The following is a 23,463-nucleotide window of genomic DNA, read 5'->3' on the forward strand; positions in this document are numbered from 1 at the left end:
ACACTGAGAACCTTCCGGCTGTGCCGGAAGCTGTATCGAGACGGATGCAGGTCACTGCAATTAAAGTGATCTGCATCCGTGTTTTGTATGCACGGTCTGATGTTCACGCGCGTCGCGGCCGCACCGTTTTCGGCTGCGCACAGCGCAGGATTTCACAGCCGCGGACCGAGAGGGAAAGCTGTAAGCATGTCAACCACTAGCACCGAATCACCCCGAGCTCAGATCGGCGTCACCGGCCTGGCCGTCATGGGTTCGAATATTGCCCGCAATTTCGCCCGCCACGGTCACACCGTTGCCCTGCACAACCGCAGCATCGCGAAGACCGATGCCCTGATCGCCGAGCATGGTTCCGAGGGCGATTTCGTGCGCACCGAGACCGTCGAGGAGTTTGTTGCCGCACTTCAGAAGCCGCGACGCGTCCTGATCATGGTCAAGGCCGGCGCCCCGACCGATGCTGTCATCGAAGAGCTCGCAAACGCCATGGAGCCCGGCGACATCATCATCGACGGTGGCAACTCGCTCTACACCGACACGATCCGTCGTGAAGCGGCGATCCGCGCCCGCGGACTGCACTTCGTCGGCGCCGGTATCTCCGGTGGCGAAGAAGGCGCACTCAACGGTCCGTCGATCATGCCGGGCGGCCCGAAGGAGTCCTACGAGGCTCTCGGCCCGCTTCTCGAGTCCATCTCCGCTCACGTCGACGGCACCCCGTGCTGCACGCACATCGGCCCCGACGGCAGCGGTCACTTCGTCAAGATGGTGCACAACGGCATCGAGTACGCCGACATGCAGCTCATCGGCGAGGCGTACAACCTCTTCCGCGACGCTCTGGGCTACGACGCCGGTCAGGTTGCCGACGTCTTCACCGAGTGGAACAAGGGCACCCTCGAGTCCTACCTGATCGAGATCACCGCCGAGGTGCTCCGCCAGGTCGACGCCGAGACGGGCAAGCCGTTGGTCGACGTCATCGTCGACGCTGCCGAGCAGAAGGGAACGGGCCGCTGGACGGTCAAGTCTGCTCTGGATCTGGGCGTGCCGGTCACCGGCATCGCCGAGGCCGTATTTGCTCGCGCACTGTCCGGTAGCCGCAATCAGCGCGCCGCAGCTCAGGCGCAGGGTCTGGCTGCCGGCTCTCTCGGCGACAAGCCTGCTGACGCCGCGCAGTTTGCCGCCGACATCCAGGCCGCGCTGTACGCGTCGAAGATCGTGGCGTACGCGCAGGGCTTCGATCAGATCGCTGCCGGCAGCGCCGAGTACGACTGGAACCTCAAGCCTGCCGACCTGGCGACGATCTGGCGCGGTGGCTGCATCATCCGTGCGCAGTTCCTCAACCGCATCAAGGACGCGTTCGACGCGGATCCGAGCCTGCCGAGCTTGATCCTGGCGCCGTACTTCCGCGAGGCCATCGAGGCAGGCATCGACAGCTGGCGCCGCGTGGTCGCCACCGCGACGATGCTCGGCATTCCGGTACCTGCGTTCGCGTCCTCGCTGTCGTACTACGACGGTCTCCGCGCGGAGCGTCTGCCGGCCGCCCTGACTCAGGGTCAGCGCGACTTCTTCGGCGCGCACACCTACGAGCGCATCGACAAGCCGGGCAAGTTCCACACACTGTGGAGCGGTGACCGCAGCGAAATCGAGGCCTGATTCACAGCGGGTATCGGTAGATGCGGTCATCTGCGTCTACCGATACCCGGTAGCCTGGACAAATGCAGGAATCGACGATCGACTCGCCCACCTCGACCGAAGGGCGTTCGTTCGTCGACCTCGGAATCCCCGCCGTGATGGTGCACGCGTTGCGCCGAAGCGGCATCGATGCCCCCTTCCCCATTCAGTCGGCAACCATCCCCGATGTTCTTGCCGGTCGGGATGTACTCGGGCGCGGTGCGACGGGTTCCGGAAAGACTCTGGCCTTCGGGCTTCCGATGCTGGTGCGCCTCAAGGGTGGGGCGAGCAAGCGGAATCGTCCGCGCGGTTTGGTGCTCGCTCCCACCCGTGAGCTGGCGATCCAGATCCACAAGGCACTCGACGACGCCGCTACCGAGATCGGTTTGCGTGTGGCAAATGCGGTCGGGGGCGTTCCGATCAAGCGTCAGGCCGACATCCTTGCCCGCGGCGTCGATCTGCTGATTGCGACCCCCGGGCGCCTGCTCGACCTACTCGAGCAGAAGTCGGTGATTCTCGACGACGTCGTGATCACGACCATCGACGAAGCCGACCACATGGCAGACATGGGTTTCATCGACGAGGTTGCGAAGATTCTCGACACGACTCCGAAAGACGGTCAGCGTCTTCTCTTTTCGGCGACACTCGACGGCAAGGTCGACGATCTGGTCGCGGGTTACCTGCGCAATCCGGCGTCGCACTCGACTGCTCCCCCGGTTGCGACCGTCTCGACCATGGAGCATCACCTGCTTTTCGTCGACCGCGACGACAAGAGATCCGTTGTCGCACATATCGCTTCGCGCGCGGGGCGGACCATCATGTTCGTCAAGACCAAGCACGGTGTGGATCGTCTTGCGCAGCAACTGCATTTGATCGGCGTCTCGGCCGGGGCTCTGCACGGCGGCAAGACGCAGAACAATCGGACCAAGACCCTCGCGTCGTTCTCCGACGGGACAACACCGGTCCTGGTCGCCACCGATGTCGCCGCGCGCGGAATCCATGTCGACGACGTGACGCTCGTCGTTCACGTCGATCCCCCGGCCGAGGCGAAGGACTACCTGCACCGGGCCGGCCGGACGGCACGCGCCGGGGAATCAGGCGTCGTCGTCACCATCGTCACCGACGAAGAACGTGATTCGGTCGAGAAGTTGACCAAGCAGGCAGGCATCAAGGTTCACGGTGTGCGGGTTCGTCCTGACGATCTTGAACTCACGCGCATCACCGGTGCGATGGAGCCGACGGGAATTCCGGTCGAGGCTCCCGATACGACGGTTGCCGTCAAGCACACCGCCAAGCGTGGCCGTCAGGAACACGACACTGCAGGCCGGACCGCTGCCGGAGGCCGGATGAAGAAGGACGGCGACAAGCGCGCCGCCTCCTCGCGGCGCGTCACCGATCCGAAGAGTGTGAAGAAGATCCGTGCGGACGGCACTCCGGTCCCGACCCGTTCGGAGCGTCTGGCGTCCAAGGGCTTGACCCCGCGTCGCGGCGCACCCGGCGCAGGAAAGCCGTCTGCCGGAAATCGGGCGGGCAAGCGCGCACACTGAGGGAATGGGTGATCTTCCACTGATCTCGGTTCTCTGCGCACTTCTCGCTGCACTGCTCTTCGCGTGCGCTTCGGTCGCTCAGCAACGGGCGGCGTCCGCGGTTCCCGAGGGCGAGGCGTTGGTGGCGTCGTTGATTCGCAGTCCTCGGTGGTGGGCCGGGCTGATCGGTGACGGCGGCGGGTACGTCATGCAGGCCGTTGCACTGTCGTTGGGTTCGGTGTTGGTGGTGCAGCCGCTGATCGTGACCTCGTTGCTGTTCGCGCTGCCTCTCTCGGCCAAATTCTCGGGAATCCGCATCACCCGTTCCGCGTGGTCACTGGCGATCATGCTCGCGATTTCCTTGGCGATCTTCCTCGTCGTCGGCGATCCCACCGAGGGAGACAGCAATGCTCCATGGTCGGATTGGGCTGTGCCCCTGACGATTACGGTCGCAGTGGCCGTGGCCGCAACTGTCGGCGGCTTGTCCAAACTCGACGGCGGCTGGCGCGCACTGCTTCTCGGCTCTGCGGCAGGCATCTTCTACGGCGTCGCCGTCGCATTCACCAAGTACGTCACCGACCTACTCGGCCACGGCGTCGTCGGGGTGATTTCGGCATGGCAGACGTGGGCGCTGATCGCCTCGGGCGCAATCGGGGTCTACCTGCAACAGCGCGCGTTCCAGGTCGGGCCGCTGTCGGCGTCGCTACCCGCCCTGACGATCGGCGAGCCGATCGCGGCCATCTTCCTGGGGATGACAGTGCTCGACGAACGCCTCCGCGTCGACGGTCCCGGAATTGCTCTCATCGGGTGCGCCGTCGCCGTCATGATCATGACCACGATCGCCCTCTCCCGCTCACAAGCGCGCGATACCGAGGGCGCTACGGCGGAATCGACGGTAGGCTCGTGAAACGTGCAGTTCCTCGAAGGGCAACGCCCCCCATACGACCTGACCTACGACGACGTCTTCCTCGTCCCTAACCGGACCGAGGTCACCTCTCGGTTCGACGTCGATCTCAATTCTTCCGACGGATCCGGAACGACCATTCCCGTCGTGGTCGCCAATATGACCGCAGTCGCCGGCCGCCGCATGGCGGAGACTGTCGCCCGCCGCGGCGGACTGGTCATCATTCCGCAGGACGTCCCCACCGAAGCTGTCGCCGAGACCGTGGCGTTCGTCAAGAGCCGCCACCTCGTCGCCGATACGCCGGTCACGCTGAGTCCGGACGACGCCGTCTCCGATGCGCTGGCGCTGCTTCCCAAGCGTGCTCACGGCGCGGTCGTGGTGGTCGAGGACGGTAAGCCTCTCGGTGTCGTCACGGAGGCTGCCTGCGCGGATGTCGATCGGTTCACTCGCCTACGTACCGTCGCGATCACCGACTTCGTCACGGCCCCGGTCACCGCCACACCGCGTGAGGTCTTCGAACTGCTCGAAACCAAGCACGATCCGCTGGCGGTCATCGTCAACGAAGACGGGACTCTTGCCGGCGTCCTCACCCGCACCGGCGCGATCCGTGCCGGCATCTACGACCCCGCAGTCGACGAGCGCGGCGCACTCCGGGTCGCTGCGGCGGTCGGTGTGAACGGTGACGTGGGCGCCAAGGCCAAGGCACTCGTCGACGCCGGTGCCGACGTGATCGTCGTGGACACGGCTCACGGTCACCAGCAGAGAATGATCGATGCGCTCACCACCCTCAAGGCGCTCGATCTCGGCGTCCCGTTGGTCGCAGGCAACGTGGTCTCCGCACAGGGAACCCGTGATCTGATCGCCGCAGGCGCGGACATCGTCAAGGTCGGCGTCGGACCCGGAGCCATGTGCACGACTCGCATGATGACCGGCGTCGGACGCCCGCAGTTCTCGGCCGTCGCGGAATGTGCTGCAGCGGCACGTGAGCTCGGCAAGCACGTCTGGGCCGACGGCGGCGTTCGACACCCCCGCGACGTTGCACTCGCCCTCGCGGCGGGCGCGTCGAACGTCATGATCGGCTCGTGGTTCGCCGGCACATACGAGTCCCCCGGCGATCTCAAAGTCGATCAGGCGGGCAACGCGTACAAGGAGAGCTTCGGTATGGCCTCCAAGCGCGCTGTTGCCGCTCGCACAGCCACCGAAACGGCTTTCGATCGCGCCCGTAAGGGATTGTTCGAGGAAGGCATCTCCAGTTCGCGGATGCGTCTCGATCCCGAGCGCCCTGGAGTCGAGGACCTGATCGATCAGATCTGTTCCGGCGTGCGCAGTACCTGCACGTACGCGGGTGCGCGCTCTCTCGAGGAGCTGCACGAGAAGGCCGTTCTGGGCGTGCAGTCCGCCGCCGGATTTGCCGAAGGACGGCCGCTTCCGTCTGGTTGGTGAACCACGTTCTGTGACTGTCGGCGGGTGCTCGGGTCCCTACTCCCGGGCACCCGCCGGTATCATTGGATCCGTAAACAGAAAACAAAACTCGGTCGGGTGCCCTTCGGCGACCCGACCGAGCCCGCTACAGCCGAGAACTACTCGGCTCTGACGAAAGGAACCCGGTGCCCGAGGCACCCACACACTTACCCGGCGCTACACCCGTCGTTTTATCCGAGGAATCTTCTGATTCCGCCGGTTCGGAGGGCTCCTCTAGCGAGCCGGGAGACACACCCGGCGGCCCCCGTGCACATCTCAGGTGGCGATGACACATGGACATCGTTTTCACCATTCTCAGCCTGGTCGGCTTCATCGCGCTGACTGCAGGCACCGCCCTCTTCGTGGCGGCCGAATTCTCACTGACCGCGCTCGAACGCAGCACCGTCGACGAAGCTGCTCGTGGCGGCGACCGACGCTCGCGGCAGGTTCAACACGCGCACAAGACTCTTTCGTTCCAGCTCTCCGGCGCTCAGCTGGGCATCACGATCACAACCCTGATCACCGGTTACCTGGCCGAGCCGGTCCTGGCACGGTTCATCACACCGGTCACGAAGGCCGTCGGGCTCAGTGAATCCGCGGCCTCGACAACGTCTTTGATCCTGGCGCTCGTGATCGCGACCTCGTTCTCCATGATCTTCGGTGAGCTCGTACCGAAGAACCTCGCAATCTCCAAGCCGATGCCCACCGCCCGCGCGACTGCGGGCCTGCAAGCAGGGTTCTCGCTGATCTTCCGGTGGGCCATCAACGGCCTCAACGGAACCGCCAACTGGATCGTGCGACGCCTGGGCATCGAACCCGCGGAGGAATTGCGCTCCGCGCGATCACCGCAGGAACTCGGGTCCCTCGTGCGGACGTCCGCGCAGCGCGGGTCCATCGACAAGGGCACGGCGATGCTCGTCGACCGTTCACTGCAGTTCGGTGACCGCACGGCAGAAGAGCTGATGACTCCGCGAGTGAAGATCGAATCGCTGGAACTCTCGGACACCGTCGCAGACCTGATCGTGACGGCGTCGCGGACCGGCTATTCGCGCTTCCCGGTCGTTCGCGGCGATCTCGACGACACGGTCGGCGTCGTACACATCAAGCACGCGTTCACCGTTCCGGCCGAACGTCGGCGCACGACGCGCGTCGACAGTCTGGCTCAACGTGTTCCCGTCGTGCCGTCGAGCCTGGACGGAGACACCGTCATGGAGCGAATCCGCTCCGACGGCATGCAGGTTGCGCTCGTCGTCGACGAGTACGGCGGAACTGCCGGCATCGTCACGATGGAAGACCTCATCGAGGAAATCGTCGGCGATGTGCGCGACGAACACGACGAACCCGAACTCGACGTGCAGCGCGTCGGCGACGGATGGTCGTGCTCCGGTCTCCTGCGCATCGACGAGGTCACTTCGGCTACCGGGTACACCGCTCCCGAAGGCGACTACGACACGCTCGGCGGTTTGGTGCTCACCGAACTGGGCCGCATCCCCGACGAGGGTGACGAGGTGGAATTGCCCGACGTCGACTCGTCCGGTGATTCGCGCGGAAAGTGGATTGCACGAGTGACCGGCATGGACGGCCGCCGTATCGACCGGGTGACCATCACGCCGGTCCCCGCTTACGTCGAACCCGAATCCGCAGACGACAGCAAGAAGGAGTCCGACGATGAATAACCTCTTCGGTGTACTCCTCACCGTCGTGCTGCTCGCCGGCAATGCATTCTTCGTCGGTGCGGAGTTCGCACTGATCTCCGCACGACGTGACCGCCTCGAAGCACTGGTCGCGCAAGGCAAGAAGCGGGCGCTCACAGTCATCAAGGCCGGTGAGAACCTCTCGCTCATGCTTGCGGCGGCTCAGCTGGGCATCACGATCTGCTCGATCCTCCTCGGTAAGGTCGCCGAGCCCGCCATTGCGCACCTCCTCGAGGTGCCGATGGAAGCCGTCGGCCTGCCCGACGGATTGCTGCACCCGATCTCGTTTGCCATCGCGCTGTCGCTCGTCGTCGTGCTGCACATCCTGCTCGGCGAGATGGTGCCCAAGAACATCGCGTTGGCCGGCCCCGAGAAGACGGCCATGCTGCTCGTTCCCGTGCATCTGGCGTTCATCAAGATCGCTCGCCCGATCATCGCGTTCTACAACCTGTGCGCGAACGGAGTGCTCAAGCTCCTGCGCGTCGAACCCAAGGACGAACTCGACGTCACGGTCTCGGCGGTGGAGTTGTCCGCGATGATCGGTGAATCGCGATCCGAAGGTCTGATCGACGCCGAAGAACACCGGCGGTTGAAGCAGGCACTCGAATCGACCGATCGGACCGTCTCCGAGGTCCTGATCACTCTCGACAAGGTGCGGACCATTCCCCTCACACCGTCGGGAACAACACTGGGTGAGATCGAGCGTGCGGTCATCGAGACCGGATACTCGCGTTACCCGGTGCGAGCGAGCGACGGATCGCTGGCTGGGTACGTACACCTCAAGGACGTGCTCGACGAGGTGCTCGACGAGGCCGCTGGACCGGACACCGTCGTTCCGACGTCGGATATCCGGCCGCTGCCCATCGTTCCGCTCAGCACACCGCTGGCCGAAGCGTTGGCCGGCCTTCGTCGGGCCAGCTCGCACCTCGGCGCTGTCACGGACGCTGACGGAGTGGTGATCGGTATCGTCGCGCTCGAGGATCTCCTCGAGGAGTACGTCGGAACGGTCCGCGATGGCACGCATCGCGGCACGGATGCTGTTCCCGGACAAAGAAACAGCTGATCGATGACACGTTCGGTGCATTCACTCGCACTCGCGCAGAGCGAGTGGACGGCTCGGCGGGCTCTTCACCTCGAGGAGGTGGAGAAGCTCGTCGAGCCGCACCGAGCGCGTCGTAGCGCCGGTATCTCTCACCCGGTGCACGACTTCCTCTTCACGTACTACAACTTCAAACCCGCTCAACTGCGCCGCTGGCACCCCGGGTACGGAGTCGCGCTCGAGAACGCCGCCGAATACGCAGCCTTCTCCGGCTACCGCGTCGACGATTCGGGTACCGCGACAGTCGAGGCCTCAGTGCTGGAGCGTCGGCGTCACACAGTCGAATTCGTGTGGAATCTGTTGAATCAGACGTCTGCGCGGCCCGCTGTGCTGGGTTGCTTCGGCCTCCACGAGTGGGCGATGGTCTATCGCGGCGGCGAGGACGCAATCCGTCACCAGTCGGTGCCGCTTCGGCTCGGGTTCGCCGGTACCGACGCGGTCGTCGAATCCCTGCCACTCAAATGCACGCACTACGACGCGTTCCGGTTCTTCACACCGGACGCGGCCCCCAAGAACTCGCTCCCGCTTGCACGCGAAACTCAGATCGATCACGAACAGCCGGGCTGCCTGCACGCCGGTATGGACCTGTACAAGTGGAGCTTCAAATTGTTGCCACTCGTCGATTCCGACCTGGTGATGCGGTGCTTCGAACACGCACTCCTGGCCCGTGAACTCGACATGCGCGCGAGCCCATACGACCTCGCCGAGTACGGGTACTCCCCCATTCGTATCGAAACTCCCGCGGGCCGTGCCGAATACGTGCGTGAGCAACAACAGTTGGCGGATCGTGCTGCGCCGCTACGCGATACGCTGGCAGAGAAGTGCCGGGAGCTTCTCGGCCACTGAACTGCCGAAAGGCGTCGCATGGATCACGGGTACGGGTTCTATCTCGACGAATACCAGCGTGATGTCGGGGTGCACACCGACGACCGACGCGGGCACATCGAATGCCCGGACGCGGCGGGCTTCCTTGCGGCGCACTTGCCGGTGTTCGACCTCGCTGCGGGCTCGGTAGCGGCGTTCGCCTCGGCGATTCATCGGTCAACCCGCCCGGGCGACGGACACTGGACCCTCGATCCCGAGCGCATCGCCGCGTCCTTCTCGAGCGACCGACTGTTCCGGATCGGCGGCGAGCCGATCAACGGGTTCTCCGAGCACTCGGGGTTCTTTGCCGCCCGCGACGGTTGGGTCCGCACGCACGGCAACTATCCGCACCATCGCGACCGCCTGCTCGCCGTCCTCGCGCTCGATCATGGATCACCCAAAGATGCAGTGGCGCAACGGATATCCGAACTCAGCGCCATCGAGATCGAGCAGCAGGCCGCCGAGATCGGAGCCATCGCGGTCCGTGTTCGTACCGAGACCGAGTGGCGCCTGAGTGAGCAGTGCGCAGCTGCGAGGTCTGCGCCTCTGGTATCCATCCGAGCACGCGACGAGGGAAAACCCCGCACGCATCCGACGCGCCCACGCGTTCTCGACCTGACCCGCGTCATCGCCGGTCCGGTCGCGACGCGTGCCCTGGCGTTGGTCGGCGCTGACGTTCTGCGGATCGATCCCCCGGCGATCCCCGAGATCGGATGGCAGCACCTCGACAGTGGACAGGGCAAGCGGTCGGCGCTTCTCGACCTGAAGTCCTCGGCCGGAGCGGCAGCGTTCCGAGAACTCCTCGAAACCGCAGACGTACTGGTCACCGGCTACCGGCCGGGTGCACTCGAAGCGCTCATCGGGCAGGATCTTCCCGCCCACCTGATTCACGGGCGCGTCAGCGCATGGGGATGGGAAGGTCCGTGGGCGAATCGCCGTGGCTTCGACAGCATCGTGCAGGCCGCGTCCGGCATTTCGTTCCTCGAGGGTGGTGAGAACCCTGGCGCACTTCCGGCGCAGGCACTCGACCACTCGACCGGATACTTCCTGGCAGCGGGGATCCTCGACGCGTTGACACTGCGCTCGCACGACGGCCGTGGCCGCGACGTCGACGTGTCGCTGGCCAGCACCGGCGCTCGTCTTCTCGACGCACCCGGCCGAACCGTCCATCCCGGTCTACCGACCGCTCCCGGCCTGAATGTTGTTGTCAACCATGCCGACGTGACCACCGCACGACCCGCGCTGGCAGAGTTCGAGGACTACCCCGAACCGGCGCATCCGTGGGGATCGGATCGCGCGGAGTGGGCACACTGAGGGACCGGCACATTCAGGGCAAGATGGACCTGTGAAGTCACATACCTACACACTCGACCTTCAGTGGACGGGCGATCTGGGAACCGGAACGTCCAGCACGCAGGGATATTCGCGCAATCATGCAATATCCGCGGTCGGAAAGCCGGAACTTCTCGGCAGCTCCGATCCCTCGTTCCGCGGTGACGCGCAGCGATGGAACCCCGAGGAACTGCTCGTTGCCTCCCTCGCCCAGTGCCACATGCTCTGGTACCTCGGTCTGGCAGCTGCCGCTGGGGTCGTCGTTCTCGACTACAGCGATCAGCCGGTCGGCAGCATGATCGAGGAATCCGATGGCGGCGGCCAGTTCATCGAAGTGACGTTGAATCCGACGGTGTTGGTCGCGGAGGCGTCGATGGTCGAGAAGGCCCAGGAGCTTCACGGCCCCGCACACACGAAGTGCTTCATCGCTCGGTCGGTGAACTTCCCCGTCCTGCATTCCCCGACGATCCTGGTGGCCACCGATGAGTGACATGCACAAGCTCATCGTCGACGTCGACACCGGTATCGACGACTCGTTGGCGCTTCTCTATCTCCTTGCCAGCCCCGAAGCCGAGATACTGGGGATTGCGAGCACCGCCGGCAACGTTCCGGTGGAACAGGTCGCGGCCAACAACTTGAACTGGCTTGCGCTCTGCGGCGCCCCGAACATCGAGGTTGCACTCGGCGCCCGCGAGCCATTGGTCATACCGTTGCGCACCACCGAGGAGACTCACGGTCCGCAAGGAATCGGCCATGCGGTCCTCCCCGATTCGGGTCGCAAGCGCTCGGTCCGAACCGCCACCGACCTCTGGGTGGATCTCGTCCGGGAGTACCCCGGACAACTCACCGGGCTGGTGACGGGGCCGCTCACCAACCTGGCCTTGGCGATCAGACGTGAACCCGATCTGCCGTCTCTGCTGAAGCGACTGGTAGTGATGGGTGGGTCGTTCAACTATCCGGGCAACACGACGCCGACCGCGGAGTGGAACGTCTCGGTCGATCCGCACGCCGCCAAGGAGGTGTTCGACGCGTTCTCCGTCGTACCCGCGCACCGGCGCCCGATCATCTGCGGCCTCAACGTCACCGAATCCATCGAGATGTTCCCCGAACATGTGCGTCGGCTCGCCGAAGCTGCCGGGAGCACCCCGGAAGAGATCATCTCGCCTGACGACGGTCCCGACGTCCGCAGTTCCGCGTCCAACAGCGTGATCAGGCATATGTCCGACGCAATCCGGTTCTACATGGAATTCCATCGTGAATACGACCAGGGATTTCTTGCTCACATGCATGATCCCTTCGCTGCTGCCGTCGCGCTCGATCCGAGCCTGGCGACGCTGAAACCGGCAACGGTAGATGTCGAAACCGAGAGTCCACTGCTGATCGGAACGACGGTTGCGGACTGGGTCGGGCACTGGAAGCGTGAGCCCAACGCGGATATCGCGGTCAGCACCGATCCGGCGGAATTCTTCGATCGACTTGTCCACCGAGTGGGAAATTACGCCCGCGTCGTGGGTTGACCGAGCCGGGCACCGGCTATGCTCGCATGGACAGAACACCAACGAACGAGAACAAAGGACCTGACGTGCAGATCTCCAGCCACGATGCCTCCCCGGCATTTGCGCTCGGATTGATGGCGTTCTGGCCCACTCGTCGTAGCGCATGCTTCGATCAGGCGTGTTGCTGAGCGGCGATTCTCGCTGCCTGCACCCCTGACTTTGTCGCTTCTTCGCTCGGAGTCTGTCTTCTCATGTTCAACCTTCTTTTGTTCACCCTTGTCGGCGTCGGCGCCCAGCTCGTCGACGGCGCCCTCGGTATGGCCTTCGGTGTCACCGCAACCACTCTGTTGATGATCGGTGGCCTCGGTCCGGCTCAGGCCAGCGCCGCTGTTCACCTGGCCGAGGTCGGCACCACCCTCGCTTCGGGTGTGTCGCATTGGAAGTTCAAGAACATCGACTGGAAGCTCGTCGCCAAGCTCGGTGTGCCCGGCGCAGTCGGTGCATTCATCGGCGCAACTGTGCTCTCGGGTCTGTCCACCGAAGCGGCAGTCCCCATCACGGCGACGATCCTGCTGGCCATCGGTATCTATGTGGCACTACGCTTTTCGGTCCGCCCACCGGCCGTCGCGGACGCTCGTACCACCCCGCACACTGCACGTTTCCTGTCCCCACTCGGCCTGTTCGGTGGTTTCATCGATGCATCCGGCGGTGGTGGTTGGGGTCCGATCACCACCAGCACGCTGCTCTCACGAGGAAAGACCGCGCCGCGCACCGTGATCGGCTCGGTCAGCGCCTCGGAGTTTCTGGTCGCGTCAGCCGCGTCGCTGGGATTCCTTGTCGGATTGGGACGTGAGTCGGCGGGAAACCTCCTCGTTGTCGCCGGTCTCGCGCTCGGCGGTGTCATCGCAGCTCCGTTCGCGGCGTGGCTGGTCAGCCGCGTACCTGCAACCTTGCTCGGAACGGCGGTGGGCGGCGTCATCGTGTTGACCAACGCACAGAAGCTGTTCAAATCCTTCGACATCACCGGGGCGGTCACAGTGGCCGGTTACCTGACCATTCTCGGCGCGTGGGCAGCGCTGCTGTTCTACGCGTGGAAGCGGTCCACGCTCACCCCGGCCGAGGCAGAAGGCGATTTCACGGGAGTCGAACTCGCTGTCGAGACCGAACTCACCGAGCCTGCAGTCAAACGCGAACGATAGCTCGTCACAGAAGAAATCCCGGGTATCCGCGCTCGGATACCCGGGATTTCGTTCTTTCCGCGCTAGTTGCTTCCGTCGAACGCGTCGAGAATTCGCCCCGCCGCCAACGCTGCCGTCAGTGAACCGTCACGCACGCTCTGCTCGACGTCGGCCCGGATCGCACGCACCCGATCGTTGCTCGAGAGCCTGCGTAGCAGCTGATCGTTGACCATCGTCCAGGTCCAATCGACCTGTTGCTTGCGACGCTTCTCCTCGAACTGTCCCGCTTCGGTGAGCACCTCACGGTGTTTGGTGACAGTTCCCCAGAACTCGTCCAGCCCGACACCTTCGAGACCGCTCATCGTGATGACGGGCGGCTTCCAGATGGCGTCGTGCGGGTAGATCAGGCGAAGCGCACCCGCCAATTCGCGGGCAGCGCCCTTTGCCTCGCGCTCATGCTTGCCATCGGCCTTGTTGACCGCCACCAGATCTGCGAGCTCGAGGACACCCTTCTTGATGCCCTGGAGCTGATCACCGGTACGAGCGAGGGTCAGGAACGTGAAGCAGTCCACCATGTTGGCAACAGTGACTTCGGACTGGCCGACACCCACCGTTTCCACCAGGATGACGTCGAAACCGGCAGCTTCGAGAAGCACGATGGTCTCGCGGGTTGCCTTGGCAACACCACCGAGCGTGCCGGACGTCGGTGACGGCCGGATGTACGCATTCGGTTCGACGGTGAGCCGAGCCATGCGTGTCTTGTCGCCGAGAATCGAGCCGCCGGTGCGGGTGGACGACGGATCGACCGCCAACACCGCAACCCGATGTCCCTTGCCCAGCAAGTACATTCCGAGCGCGTCGATGAAGGTCGACTTGCCGACGCCGGGAACGCCGGTGATGCCGATCCGGTGCGCTCCCCCGGCCTCTGGCAGCAACTTCAGTAGAAGTTGCTGCGCGAGGGCCCGGTGGTCGTCGCGGGTGGACTCGACGAGGGTGATCGCCCGAGCGAGGCCGGCACGCTGATTTCCGCGCACCGCCTCGGCGAGGGAATCAATGTCGATGGGCTGACGTGCCATCTTCAGTGACCCCCTTCTCAGCTGTTGTCGTGACCCAGTTGGGCGGAGAGCTTCTCCAACAATCCGCTGGCAGCGTCAGCGATGACGGTGCCGGGCGGGAAGATGGCAGCAGCGCCGGCCTCGTAGAGTTCGTCGAAGTCACCGGGCGGAATGACGCCGCCGACGACGATCATGATGTCGGGACGACCGGCCGCAGCCAAAGCCTCCCGCAGCGCCGGCACCAAGGTGAGGTGACCGGCTGCCAACGACGACACACCGACTACGTGGACGTCGTTGTCGGCCGCCTGATTGGCGACCTCTTCGGGGGTCTGGAACAGCGGTCCGACGTCGACGTCGAATCCGATGTCCGCGAAGGCGGTGGAGATGACCTTCTGGCCACGGTCGTGACCGTCCTGGCCCATCTTCGCGACGAGGATGCGGGGACGACGTCCCTCGTCCTCGGCGAACTTCTCGACCAGTTCCATCGCCTTGCTGATGTTGCTCACCGTTCCTGCCTCGTCGCGGTACACACCACTGATGGTGCGGATCTCGGCCTGGTGGCGTCCGTACACCTTTTCGAGGGCGTCGGAAATCTCGCCGACGGTAGCCATCGCGCGGGCGGCGACGACAGCGAGGGCGAGGAGGTTGTTCTCCATGCCGCCTTCGGTGGATGCGGCAGCGCGAGTGAGGTTCGCCAGTGCGGCCTCGACGGCTTCCGGATCACGTTCCGCGCGAAGGCGAACCAACTTCTCGAGCTGTTCCTTGCGGACCTTGGAGTTCTCGACCTTGAGAACTTCGATGGTGTCGACCTCGTCGGGAACGTACTTGTTGACGCCGACGAGCGGCTGCCGACCGGAGTCGATGCGTGCCTGGGTGCGGGCGGCAGCTTCCTCGATGCGCAGCTTCGGGATGCCTTCGTTGATGGCCTGAGCCATTCCGCCGGCTTCCTCGACCTCTTCGATGTGCTTACGAGCCCGGTTGGCGAGTTCGTTGGTGAGCCACTCGACGTAGTACGAGCCACCCCACGGGTCGATGGGACGCACTGTGCCGGATTCCTGCTGCAGCAGCAACTGGGTGTTACGGGCGATGCGGGCGGAGAAGTCCGTCGGCAATGCGATCGCTTCGTCGAGTGCGTTGGTGTGCAAGGACTGGGTGTGGCCCTGGGTGGCAGCCATGGCTTCGACGCAGGTACGCGGCACGTTGTTGAAGACGTCCTGCGCGGTCAGGGACCAGCCGGAGGTCTGCGAGTGGGTACGCAGCGAGAGCGACTTCGCGCTCTTGGGGTCGAACTTGGCGACAAGCTCGGCCCACAGGAGGCGTCCGGCGCGGAGCTTGGCGACCTCCATGAAGAAGTTCATGCCGATTGCCCAGAAGAAGGACAGGCGAGGTGCGAACTTGTCGATGTCCATACCGGCGTCGAGGCCGGCGCGGATGTACTCGACGCCGTCGGCGAGGGTGTACGCCAGTTCCAGATCGGCCGTCGCTCCGGCTTCCTGGATGTGGTAGCCCGAGATCGAGATGGAGTTGTACTTCGGCATTTCCGCGCTGGAATACGCGAAGATGTCCGAGATGATCCGCATCGAGGGCTTCGGCGGATAGATGTAGGTGTTACGAACCATGAACTCTTTGAGGATGTCGTTCTGGATCGTTCCGGCCAGCTTGTCCGGAGTGACACCTTGCTCGCCTGCCGCAGCGACGTACAGCGCGAGAATCGGCAGCACGGCGCCGTTCATCGTCATCGAGACCGACACCTGCGAGAGGTCGATTCCGTCGAAGAGCTGACGCATGTCGAGGATGGAATCGATTGCGACACCGGCCATTCCGACGTCACCGGCAACGCGAGGATGATCGGAGTCGTAGCCGCGGTGTGTAGCGAGGTCGAAGGCGACCGAGAGGCCCTTCTGACCGGCCGCGAGGTTACGACGGTAGAACGCATTCGACTCCGCGGCAGTGGAGAATCCGGCGTACTGGCGAATGGTCCACGGCTGGTTCACGTACATGGTCGGGTACGGACCACGCAGGAACGGCGCTGCGCCCGGGAAGCTGTCGAGCGGGTAACCCGACTCGGCGGCGGCCGTGCGGTCCGCACCGGTGTACACCGGCTTGACGTCGATGCCTTCCGGGGTGGACCAGACAACCTGCTCGGCGGCGTAGTTGTTGGCGTTGGCGCCCTCTTCGATGAGCGCCTGGGCCTGCTCGACCGACGGCGGTGTGGGTGCCGGAGACTGCGGGTCCTCGAGTGGGACCTCGGCGAAACTGCCGATCACGTGCTTGACCTCTCGTGTCGTCACTTGGAGCTTCCCGTCTCGATGAAGTCGAGCAGTTCGGTCAGAGCCGACACTGCGTCGATGCGGGCGGTGAGGAATCCGTCCGGGCGAGAATCGCCGGTCGCGTCGGCGACTGCCTTCTCCGGTCCTGCGAGCAGCACCTTGGTGATGCCGGCGGCGCGAAGTTCGGCGACGGCCGCTGCGGCGCTCTCGCCGTAGCGCTTGTCCGTGCCGCACAGCACGGCGACGGTGGCACCGGAAGCCTTGACTGCAGCGGAGATGGCCTCGGCGCCCACCTCGAGCGGGCCGGGGTTGACTGCGTCGATACCACCCGAAGCGAGCAGGTTGGACGCAAACGTGGTGCGCACGTTGTGTTCTGCAACCGAGCCCAGCGGCGCGAGAAGCGCAGTGGGACGGGCGCCGCCGGCGGCGAGGAACGCGTCCGAACGGTCACGAAGCGCTTCGAATGCAGCTGCGTAGCGGGCGACGGACTGGCCGGGCTCGACGGCTTCGGCGGACAGCGGCGTTTCGCCGAGGTTCGGGAACTCGTTGACACCGGTGACCGTGGTCTTGCGGTGTGCGATGTCGGAGTCGCGCTTGGCCTTGGTAGCGGCGATGCGACCGGAGACGATTCCCGCTTCGAGTGCCGCCAGATATCCGCCGGCTGCTTCGATTTCCTGGAAGAACTCCCACGCGGTGGCGGCGATCTGCTGTGTCAGGTCCTCGACGTACCAAGACCCGGCCGACGGATCGAGGACACGGCCCAGGTGCGACTCCTCGAGCAGGAGCAGCTGTGTGTTGCGCGCGATGCGCGAGGAGAAGGACTTGCTGACGCCGAGAGTGCCGTCGGCCAGTGCGACGTCGAACGGAAGAACTGTCACTGCATCTGCTCCGCCGACGCCGGCGCCGAATGCGGCGAGGGTCGTGCGCAGCATGTTCACCCAGGGATCACGCTGAGCCATCATCGCGGCGGAGGTGACTGCGTGCTGCGGCGCTCCACCGAAATCGGAAGCTCCGCAGACCTGGGCGATGCGTGCCCATACGAGTCGTGCGGCGCGGAACTTCGCGATGGTCTGGAACTGATCGTCGGTTGCCGCGTAGCGGAAAGCCAACTGCGACAACGCAGCACCGATGGTCAGGCCGCTCTGGGCGGTGAGTGCACGGAGGTACTCGAGGCCGGCGGCGATTGCGGCTCCGAGTTCTTCGGCGTCGCCGGCACCCGCGTTGTGAAAGGCCGTGCCGTCCACGGTGATCGCGTGCACGGTTTCCGCACGAGCGGCGGCGAGGGCGGCCAACTCGACTGCGCCTGCAAGTTCGACGTCGGCTGCGCCGGAGAACGAACTGGTCAGCGGTGCTGCACCGAGGTGAACTCGGATACTGCTGCGATCGCTGACACCGTCGCCGGCTTCGCTGCGTGCATCGAGGAGTGAGAAGAGTGCTCGGGCTGCATCGTTTGTCGCTGCGCCTGCATCGAGCGTGAGCGGTGCGAGGTCGAGAAGCACGCCCTCGAGCGCAGCGGCGAGGTCGGTGACCGGAACGCCGTCGGCGCCCACCTTCAACCAGAGTGCGCTGACTCCGTTTTCGAGGGCGTCCAGGATGGCGCGATTGGTCTCGGCCGCCGAGGCGGTTCCGAATGCAGCGGAAACCAACCAACCGGCATTGACATCACGGTGAGCGTCGACGCCACGCACGTACGGAAACGTGCCCGGCAAGCTCTGCTCGGGACGCTCGTCGCGTGGGCTGTAGAGCGGTGCGACAGTGACACCGTCGTAGGTGACGGTTTCGAGCAGTTTCTGTGGCTCGGGGCCCAGTTCTGCCGCATCGACTCTGCGGGACTTGGCGAGCACACCGGCTACGGAGCGCTGCCACTCCGCGTACGCCTGCTCGACAGCCTCGGCTTCTGAAGCTAATGACACTGTGTCCGCTCCCTCTCATTTTTTGCGTGAGCGCTTTACCGATAATCGGATTTGTTCGTTAGTTCTGTGATGCTAACCCGCGGTTGAGCCCAGATATCGTGAGGATCACGTCATGTTCTTCACAGGGCTGTTCGTGGCCACTTTCCGACCGGCCGGGCGACGTGCGGATTCTGTCGTTCGTGCACGTGTAACCGGCCCTTACCTAGCGATTGTTCAGCATGTTTGCGGGTTACCCGCGAGTTCGTTTCACTGGCCGGGACTGCAGGTGAAGGCCGCTCCGAAAGCCTAGTGGTTTTCGTCACAGCGCCGTTTCATTGTCGCCTGGAGCACGTCGCTTTCCCGCCCCCGTGGCGATGTTCGACTCACGATTGCGGGTCGGCAGTCGGCCCGGTTCACCGTTCGCAGGTAGCCTTGTGACCTGTGATGGGACGCCTGCTGGACCGAAGATTGATCGCAATAGTCCTGGTAGTGCTCGCTTTGTTCCTCGCAGCCCTCCTCGCCCCACATCCCACGGTGTCCCAGGTGCGAGAGTGGGCGGACTCGGTTGGCCCGGCGTTTCCCCTCGTGTTCTTCCTGGTTCATTCGATAGTCACCGTCGCGCCGTTCCCGCGCACCGTCTTCACGCTCAGCGCGGGGGTTCTTTTCGGCTCGGTGACCGGCATCGCTCTTACCGTGGCGGCAACGACTGTGAGCGCCGTTCTGGCCCTCTACCTGGTCCGCGCCATCGGCCGCGACGTCGTGTGGCAACGGATTTCGAGTCCGACGATCCGACGGGTGGACGAGCGGATCGAAAAGCGGGGGTGGCTGGCCGTCGGCTCTCTGCGCTTGATCGCGTTTGTCCCCTTCTCGGTGGTGAACTACTGCTGCGGCATTTCGTCGATCCGGATCGTGCCCTACATCCTTGCCACCGTCGTCGGCATCTTGCCCGGCACTGTTGGGATTGTCGTTCTGGGCGATGCGCTCTCCGGCGAAGCCGATCCTCGTCTCCTGATTCTGTCCGGGATCTGCATTGCGATCGGCATCGCCGGTCTGGTGTTCGACGCTCGCCGTCAGCCTTCACCGGGCGAAACCATCGTTGACAACGGTCAACCCCAAGAGGTTGATTTGATTGAGTCAACCCAAAACGATTGACTATTGAAAGTCAACTATCTAGCATTGACTAATGTTTGTACTGACGGTGGATCAGCGAGGTAGCCGACGGGATGTCGACCGCGTCGGGGACATCATCGACGACATGGCCGATCGCAGGCTCCTGCGGCCGTTCGAGCGCACAGCGGGCGACGAGATTCAAGCGGTGACCGACGATCCGGCGCTACTCGTCCTCGTCGCACTCGAGCTGATTCGGCGCGAGCACTGGAGTGTCGGGATCGGGATCGGTCCCGTCGAGCAGCCTCTCCCACGGCAGACCCGGGCCGGACGCGGACCGGCATTCGAAGCTGCTCGGATCGCCGTCGAGCGAGCCAAGCGAGCTCCGGCCAGAATTGCCGTCGAACAGGCGCCGGCGGATAGCTCACGCGACGAACTCGCCGCAGATGTCGATGCCGCGTTCACCTTGCTCGGAACGATCGTCACGAGACAGACGAAGGACGGACGCGAAGCCATCGCCCTGATGGACAGCGGACTCACTCAGGTCAGCGCAGCGGCCCACCTCGGAATCACCAAACAGGCCATGTCCAAGCGACTCCTGACAGCCGGGTGGCACGCAGAACTCGCCGGGCGCAGACTCGCAGAACGACTTTTGGTCAGACTCCAGCCCTAGACTGCTCACGCTCGCACCGGTACAAACTCGTCGACACAGCAGGGGGCTCGAATACATGGTCGTTCTGGCGTTGATCGCGCTCGCCGTCGCCGCCGCGGCACCAGCAGTTGCAGCGGCACTGGGACCGCTCAGTCGTGGTCGACTCGAAGTCCCCGAATGGGCGTCGTCCGTGGTGGCTCTTCCGGCGCTGGGTGTTGCCGCACTGGCATCGACCCGAACGACCCCGGTCACCGGTTTCGCTCTCGGGGCGACGCTTGTCCTGTGCGTACTTGCCGCCGCCACGGCCGGTGCACCGTTGGTACTTGCCACCTTCAAGATCGCTCGTCGCCAACCGGACGGGAGCCCGGCACCGGACGCCGGACCTCTTCGCGGCGGACGTGTGATCGGCATCCTCGAACGGCTCGCGGTGGCGGCATCGATTCTCGCAACCTGGCCGGAAGGCATCGCGATCGTCTTGGCAGTCAAGGGGCTCGCGCGGTACCCGGAACTTCGCGAACCTCATGCGTCCGAGCAGTTCATCATGGGAACCTTCGTCAGTGTCCTCTGGGCGATCGCCGTATGCGGAACGGGACGGGCACTCATCACGTAGGTGATGAGTGCCCGTCCCGATCAACGTTCGCTACGAGAGGCGTCTACTGGCGCTGGCCACCCTCGGGCGGCTGCCCCTGGTACGGGTACTTCTGCTGGAAATCTTCACGCTCGGGCGGCAGCGGCAACTGACCCGGCCAAGGATTTTCGCCCTGCTGTGGCAACGCGGGATCTACGAATCCAGGCTGCTCGGGCGCACTCTCACGGCGGTGCCTGACCGCAGCTGCCGGGTCTTCGACCGGTGTGCGTGCAGCAACTTCAGCAGCGCGCACTGCTTCCGCGATAGCCGGATCGGATTTGGTCTCGAACCACTCCGCCACCTCGGCTGAATCGTCCTCAGGATTGGGAAGATTCTCTTCGGCGGCCGGCGGCTCGTACCGGAAAACGCCATCCTGCCCTTGCGCGCCAAGCGTTTTGGCAAATCCCTTCAGCGCGTCACCGAAGTCGCTGGGTACGAGCCACACCTTGTTCGCATCGCCTTGCGCCATCTGCGGCAACGTCTGAAGATACTGGTATGCAAGCAATTCCGGAGTCGGCTTACCGGACTTGATGGCAGCAAAAACCTTCTCGATGGCCTTGGCCTCGCCTTGAGCCTGCAAGTACTTGGCCGCGCGGTCACCTTGAGCGCGAAGGATCTGGGACTGGCGCTCACCCTCGGCGTTCAGGATCGAGGCCTGCTTGTTTCCCTCGGCAGAAAGAATCTGGCTCTGCTTGGCACCCTCGGCGGTCTTGATAGCGGATTCGCGGTGACCTTCAGCCGTCAGAATCATCGCGCGCTTCTCGCGGTCCGCCTTCATCTGCTTTTCCATCGACTCCTGGATCGAGGGCGGCGGATCGATGCTCTTGAGCTCGACGCGGGCCACTCGCAGGCCCCAGCGACCAGTCGCCTCGTCGAGGACACCACGAAGCTGACCGTTGATGGAATCACGCGAGGTAAGCGTCTCTTCGAGGGTCATTCCGCCGACGACGTTTCGCAGCGTGGTGGTTGCCAACTGCTCGACGGCAGCGATGTAGTTGCTGATCTCGTACACCGCAGCTTGCGGATTGGTGACCTGGAAGTACACCACCGTGTCGATGGACAGTGTCAGGTTGTCCTGGGTGATCACCGGCTGCGGTGGGAAGGAGACCACCCGCTCACGAAGATCCACCTTGGCGCGCACACGATCGGCGAACGGGATCAAGAACGTGAGCTGCCCGGACACCGTCTTCGAATACCTACCGAGCCGCTCGATCACCGCGGCTTCTGCCTGCGGTACCAGTGCTACCGACTTCGCGACCACCAAGATCACGAATAGCACCAACACACCGAGCACTATGAGTGCTGCCATTAAGGTCCCCTCCAGACGACTGCTGTTGCGCCGTTGATTTCCATCACCGTCACCTTGGTGCCCGGCGGGTACACCTCGGTGGTGTCGTACGGCCTGGCAGTCCACACCTCGCCGTCCAACTTGACCTGCCCGGAATGCTCGCCCACTTCTTCCAGAACCAGAGCGTGCTTACCTTCGAGTGCCTGTATTCCGGTCGGGGTCGGCGGCGGACTACCGAAGCGACGCAACATGATCGGTCGCACGCCCAGGACGAGGGCGGCGGAGAACACTCCGAACATGACGGCGTCGACCCACACCGGGAAGTCGGTGACAGCACTGACACCGGCAGTAGCGAGCGCCCCACCGGCGAGCATCAGCAGGAAGAAATCCCCCACCAGCGCTTCGGCCCCGGCGAGCACCAGTGCTCCGATCAGCCAAATAAGTGCAGCCACAACACCATCTAACCAGAATGTGTGACCCAGGCCGCCGCTACGTCAGTTCGGCTCGGTAACGAAATCGACAAGTTGTTCGACGGCACCGATCAAGGGAGCTTCCAGATCGCGGAAGCTCTCGACCGAGTTGTAGACCCGCCGCCAGCCCTCCTGAGGTGTCCCCCAGCCCAGTTCGCGGCAGATTCCCGTCTTCCAATCCTCGCCGCGTGGAATCTTCGGCCAGGAGGCGATTCCGACAGATTTGGGACGAACGGCCTCCCACACGTCGATGTACGGATGTCCGGTCACCAACACGTTCGGGCCGAGGCCCTGAGTCAGTTGGGTTTCCTTGGAACCGGTGACCAGGTGGTCGACGAGGACACCGACACGGCGGCCGGGGCCCGGCCCGAATTCGGCAAGCCGCTCCCCCAGATTGTCGAGCCCTTCGAGATGTTCGACGACAACACCTTCGACGCGAAGGTCATGGCCCCACACCCGCTCGACGAGGGCAGCATCGTGTACTCCCTCCACCCAGATCCGGCTGGGCAGTGCCGTGCGTGCACGTAAGCCTTCGACTCGGGTCGAACCCGAAGCCGACCGTGCGGGTTTGGTGGACACGGGCTTGGGGGCCGGGCGTACGAGGGTGACCGGTGAGCCGTCGATGAGGAAGGCCGCCTCGCGCATCGCGAACAACCGCGTCCGGGAACGACCGTCCTCGAGCCGCACGAAATCGCCGTCGTACGTGCGCTCGAAACCGACTACCGCACCGCAGAATCCCGTCGCCGCATCCTCGACGACAAGATCACGCTCGGCCGCCACTTCAGGCGTCACGCGCTTCTGTTTGCGGGTATGACCCGCAAAAATGTCACCGTATCCGTTGCCACCGCTCACGCCGGTTCACGCTAGGTCACAACGCCGGGGCCG

20 protein-coding genes are annotated in these 23,463 nt (G+C 64.3%); 14 read left to right on the plus strand and 6 right to left on the minus strand.

The window, feature by feature from the left end; genetic code table 11:
• The first annotated feature begins 186 nt into the window (after nucleotides 1–186).
• The 11 genes from gndA to ATN38_RS31085 all read left to right on the plus strand — a co-directional run bounded on the left by gndA (nucleotide 187) and on the right by ATN38_RS31085 (nucleotide 13,237).
• A complete protein-coding gene (gene gndA / locus ATN38_RS31035) occupies nucleotides 187–1,644 on the plus strand; it encodes an NADP-dependent phosphogluconate dehydrogenase (protein ID WP_065455743.1) in 1,458 nt (485 codons plus the stop codon).
• A gap of 62 nt (nucleotides 1,645–1,706) precedes the next feature.
• A complete protein-coding gene (locus ATN38_RS31040) occupies nucleotides 1,707–3,209 on the plus strand; it encodes a DEAD/DEAH box helicase (protein ID WP_003944962.1) in 1,503 nt (500 codons plus the stop codon).
• A 4-nt stretch (nucleotides 3,210–3,213) separates the two neighbouring features.
• Nucleotides 3,214–4,095, plus strand: coding sequence for a DMT family transporter (locus ATN38_RS31045; RefSeq protein ID WP_003944968.1), 882 nt, complete (start codon nucleotides 3,214–3,216; stop codon nucleotides 4,093–4,095).
• A 3-nt stretch (nucleotides 4,096–4,098) separates the two neighbouring features.
• Entirely contained in the window at nucleotides 4,099–5,535 is a 1,437-nt protein-coding gene (locus tag ATN38_RS31050) for a GuaB1 family IMP dehydrogenase-related protein (RefSeq protein ID WP_020969620.1), read from the plus strand.
• Between the two features lie 311 nt (nucleotides 5,536–5,846).
• Nucleotides 5,847–7,229: a hemolysin family protein gene (locus ATN38_RS31055; protein WP_003944847.1), complete on the plus strand. Its 1,383-nt coding sequence runs from the start codon at nucleotides 5,847–5,849 to the stop codon at nucleotides 7,227–7,229.
• Nucleotides 7,222–8,310: a hemolysin family protein gene (locus ATN38_RS31060; RefSeq protein WP_003944826.1), complete on the plus strand. Its 1,089-nt coding sequence runs from the start codon at nucleotides 7,222–7,224 to the stop codon at nucleotides 8,308–8,310. Before ATN38_RS31055 ends, ATN38_RS31060 begins: the two co-directional genes overlap by 8 nt.
• Nucleotides 8,311–8,313: 3 nt before the next feature.
• Nucleotides 8,314–9,192, plus strand: coding sequence for a 3-methyladenine DNA glycosylase (locus tag ATN38_RS31065; protein ID WP_218749332.1), 879 nt, complete (start codon nucleotides 8,314–8,316; stop codon nucleotides 9,190–9,192).
• An 18-nt stretch (nucleotides 9,193–9,210) separates the two neighbouring features.
• Nucleotides 9,211–10,524, plus strand: coding sequence for a CoA transferase (locus ATN38_RS31070; RefSeq protein WP_218749333.1), 1,314 nt, complete (start codon nucleotides 9,211–9,213; stop codon nucleotides 10,522–10,524).
• A 31-nt stretch (nucleotides 10,525–10,555) separates the two neighbouring features.
• Nucleotides 10,556–11,032, plus strand: coding sequence for an OsmC family protein (locus tag ATN38_RS31075; RefSeq protein ID WP_007727816.1), 477 nt, complete (start codon nucleotides 10,556–10,558; stop codon nucleotides 11,030–11,032).
• Entirely contained in the window at nucleotides 11,025–12,059 is a 1,035-nt protein-coding gene (locus ATN38_RS31080) for a nucleoside hydrolase (protein ID WP_030536384.1), read from the plus strand. The genes ATN38_RS31075 and ATN38_RS31080 overlap by 8 nt, the downstream gene beginning before the upstream one ends.
• 230 nt (nucleotides 12,060–12,289) lie before the next feature.
• On the plus strand, nucleotides 12,290–13,237 hold the full coding sequence (locus ATN38_RS31085) for a sulfite exporter TauE/SafE family protein (protein ID WP_007727818.1): 948 nt from the start codon (nucleotides 12,290–12,292) through the stop codon (nucleotides 13,235–13,237).
• A 62-nt stretch (nucleotides 13,238–13,299) separates the two neighbouring features.
• Here the strand turns inward: ATN38_RS31085 and meaB are convergent, their stop codons facing one another.
• The 3 genes from meaB to mutA are packed head-to-tail and all read right to left on the minus strand — an operon-like array spanning nucleotide 13,300 to nucleotide 18,454.
• On the minus strand, nucleotides 13,300–14,292 hold the full coding sequence (meaB, locus tag ATN38_RS31090) for a methylmalonyl Co-A mutase-associated GTPase MeaB (RefSeq protein ID WP_003945003.1): 993 nt from the start codon (nucleotides 14,290–14,292) through the stop codon (nucleotides 13,300–13,302).
• Between the two features lie 17 nt (nucleotides 14,293–14,309).
• Entirely contained in the window at nucleotides 14,310–16,562 is a 2,253-nt protein-coding gene (scpA, locus tag ATN38_RS31095) for a methylmalonyl-CoA mutase (RefSeq protein ID WP_003944912.1), read from the minus strand.
• Complete coding sequence (gene mutA / locus ATN38_RS31100; RefSeq protein ID WP_058226738.1) at nucleotides 16,559–18,454, minus strand: methylmalonyl-CoA mutase small subunit; 1,896 nt, start codon at nucleotides 18,452–18,454, stop codon at nucleotides 16,559–16,561. The genes scpA and mutA overlap by 4 nt, the downstream gene beginning before the upstream one ends.
• Nucleotides 18,455–18,877: 423 nt before the next feature.
• Here mutA and ATN38_RS31105 point away from each other — a divergent pair, with 423 nt between their 5' ends.
• Genes ATN38_RS31105 through ATN38_RS31115 form a run of 3 tightly spaced genes read left to right on the plus strand, consistent with a single transcriptional unit; the run spans nucleotide 18,878 to nucleotide 20,802 of the window.
• Nucleotides 18,878–19,585, plus strand: coding sequence for a TVP38/TMEM64 family protein (locus ATN38_RS31105; protein ID WP_007727829.1), 708 nt, complete (start codon nucleotides 18,878–18,880; stop codon nucleotides 19,583–19,585).
• 31 nt (nucleotides 19,586–19,616) lie between these two features.
• Nucleotides 19,617–20,213 carry a hypothetical protein gene (locus tag ATN38_RS31110; RefSeq protein ID WP_003944858.1) on the plus strand — a complete coding sequence of 199 codons (597 nt, stop codon included), beginning with the start codon at nucleotides 19,617–19,619 and terminating at the stop codon, nucleotides 20,211–20,213.
• 55 nt (nucleotides 20,214–20,268) lie between these two features.
• Entirely contained in the window at nucleotides 20,269–20,802 is a 534-nt protein-coding gene (locus tag ATN38_RS31115) for a hypothetical protein (RefSeq protein WP_003944797.1), read from the plus strand.
• A gap of 43 nt (nucleotides 20,803–20,845) precedes the next feature.
• Here ATN38_RS31115 and ATN38_RS31120 read toward each other — a convergent pair whose 3' ends face one another.
• From ATN38_RS31120 to ATN38_RS31130, 3 genes are read right to left on the minus strand one after another with little or no spacing between them, the layout of a single operon-like run.
• Entirely contained in the window at nucleotides 20,846–22,129 is a 1,284-nt protein-coding gene (locus tag ATN38_RS31120) for an SPFH domain-containing protein (protein ID WP_030536387.1), read from the minus strand.
• A complete protein-coding gene (locus ATN38_RS31125) occupies nucleotides 22,129–22,560 on the minus strand; it encodes an NfeD family protein (protein ID WP_003944877.1) in 432 nt (143 codons plus the stop codon). The genes ATN38_RS31120 and ATN38_RS31125 overlap by 1 nt, the downstream gene beginning before the upstream one ends.
• Before the next feature lie 42 nt (nucleotides 22,561–22,602).
• Nucleotides 22,603–23,430 carry a DUF3097 domain-containing protein gene (locus tag ATN38_RS31130; RefSeq protein ID WP_030536388.1) on the minus strand — a complete coding sequence of 276 codons (828 nt, stop codon included), beginning with the start codon at nucleotides 23,428–23,430 and terminating at the stop codon, nucleotides 22,603–22,605.
• Nucleotides 23,431–23,463 lie beyond the last annotated feature (33 nt).

The organism is Rhodococcus sp. FH8, assembly GCF_019266085.1.
GTDB classification, from domain to species: Bacteria; Actinomycetota; Actinomycetes; order Mycobacteriales; family Mycobacteriaceae; genus Rhodococcus_F; species Rhodococcus_F qingshengii.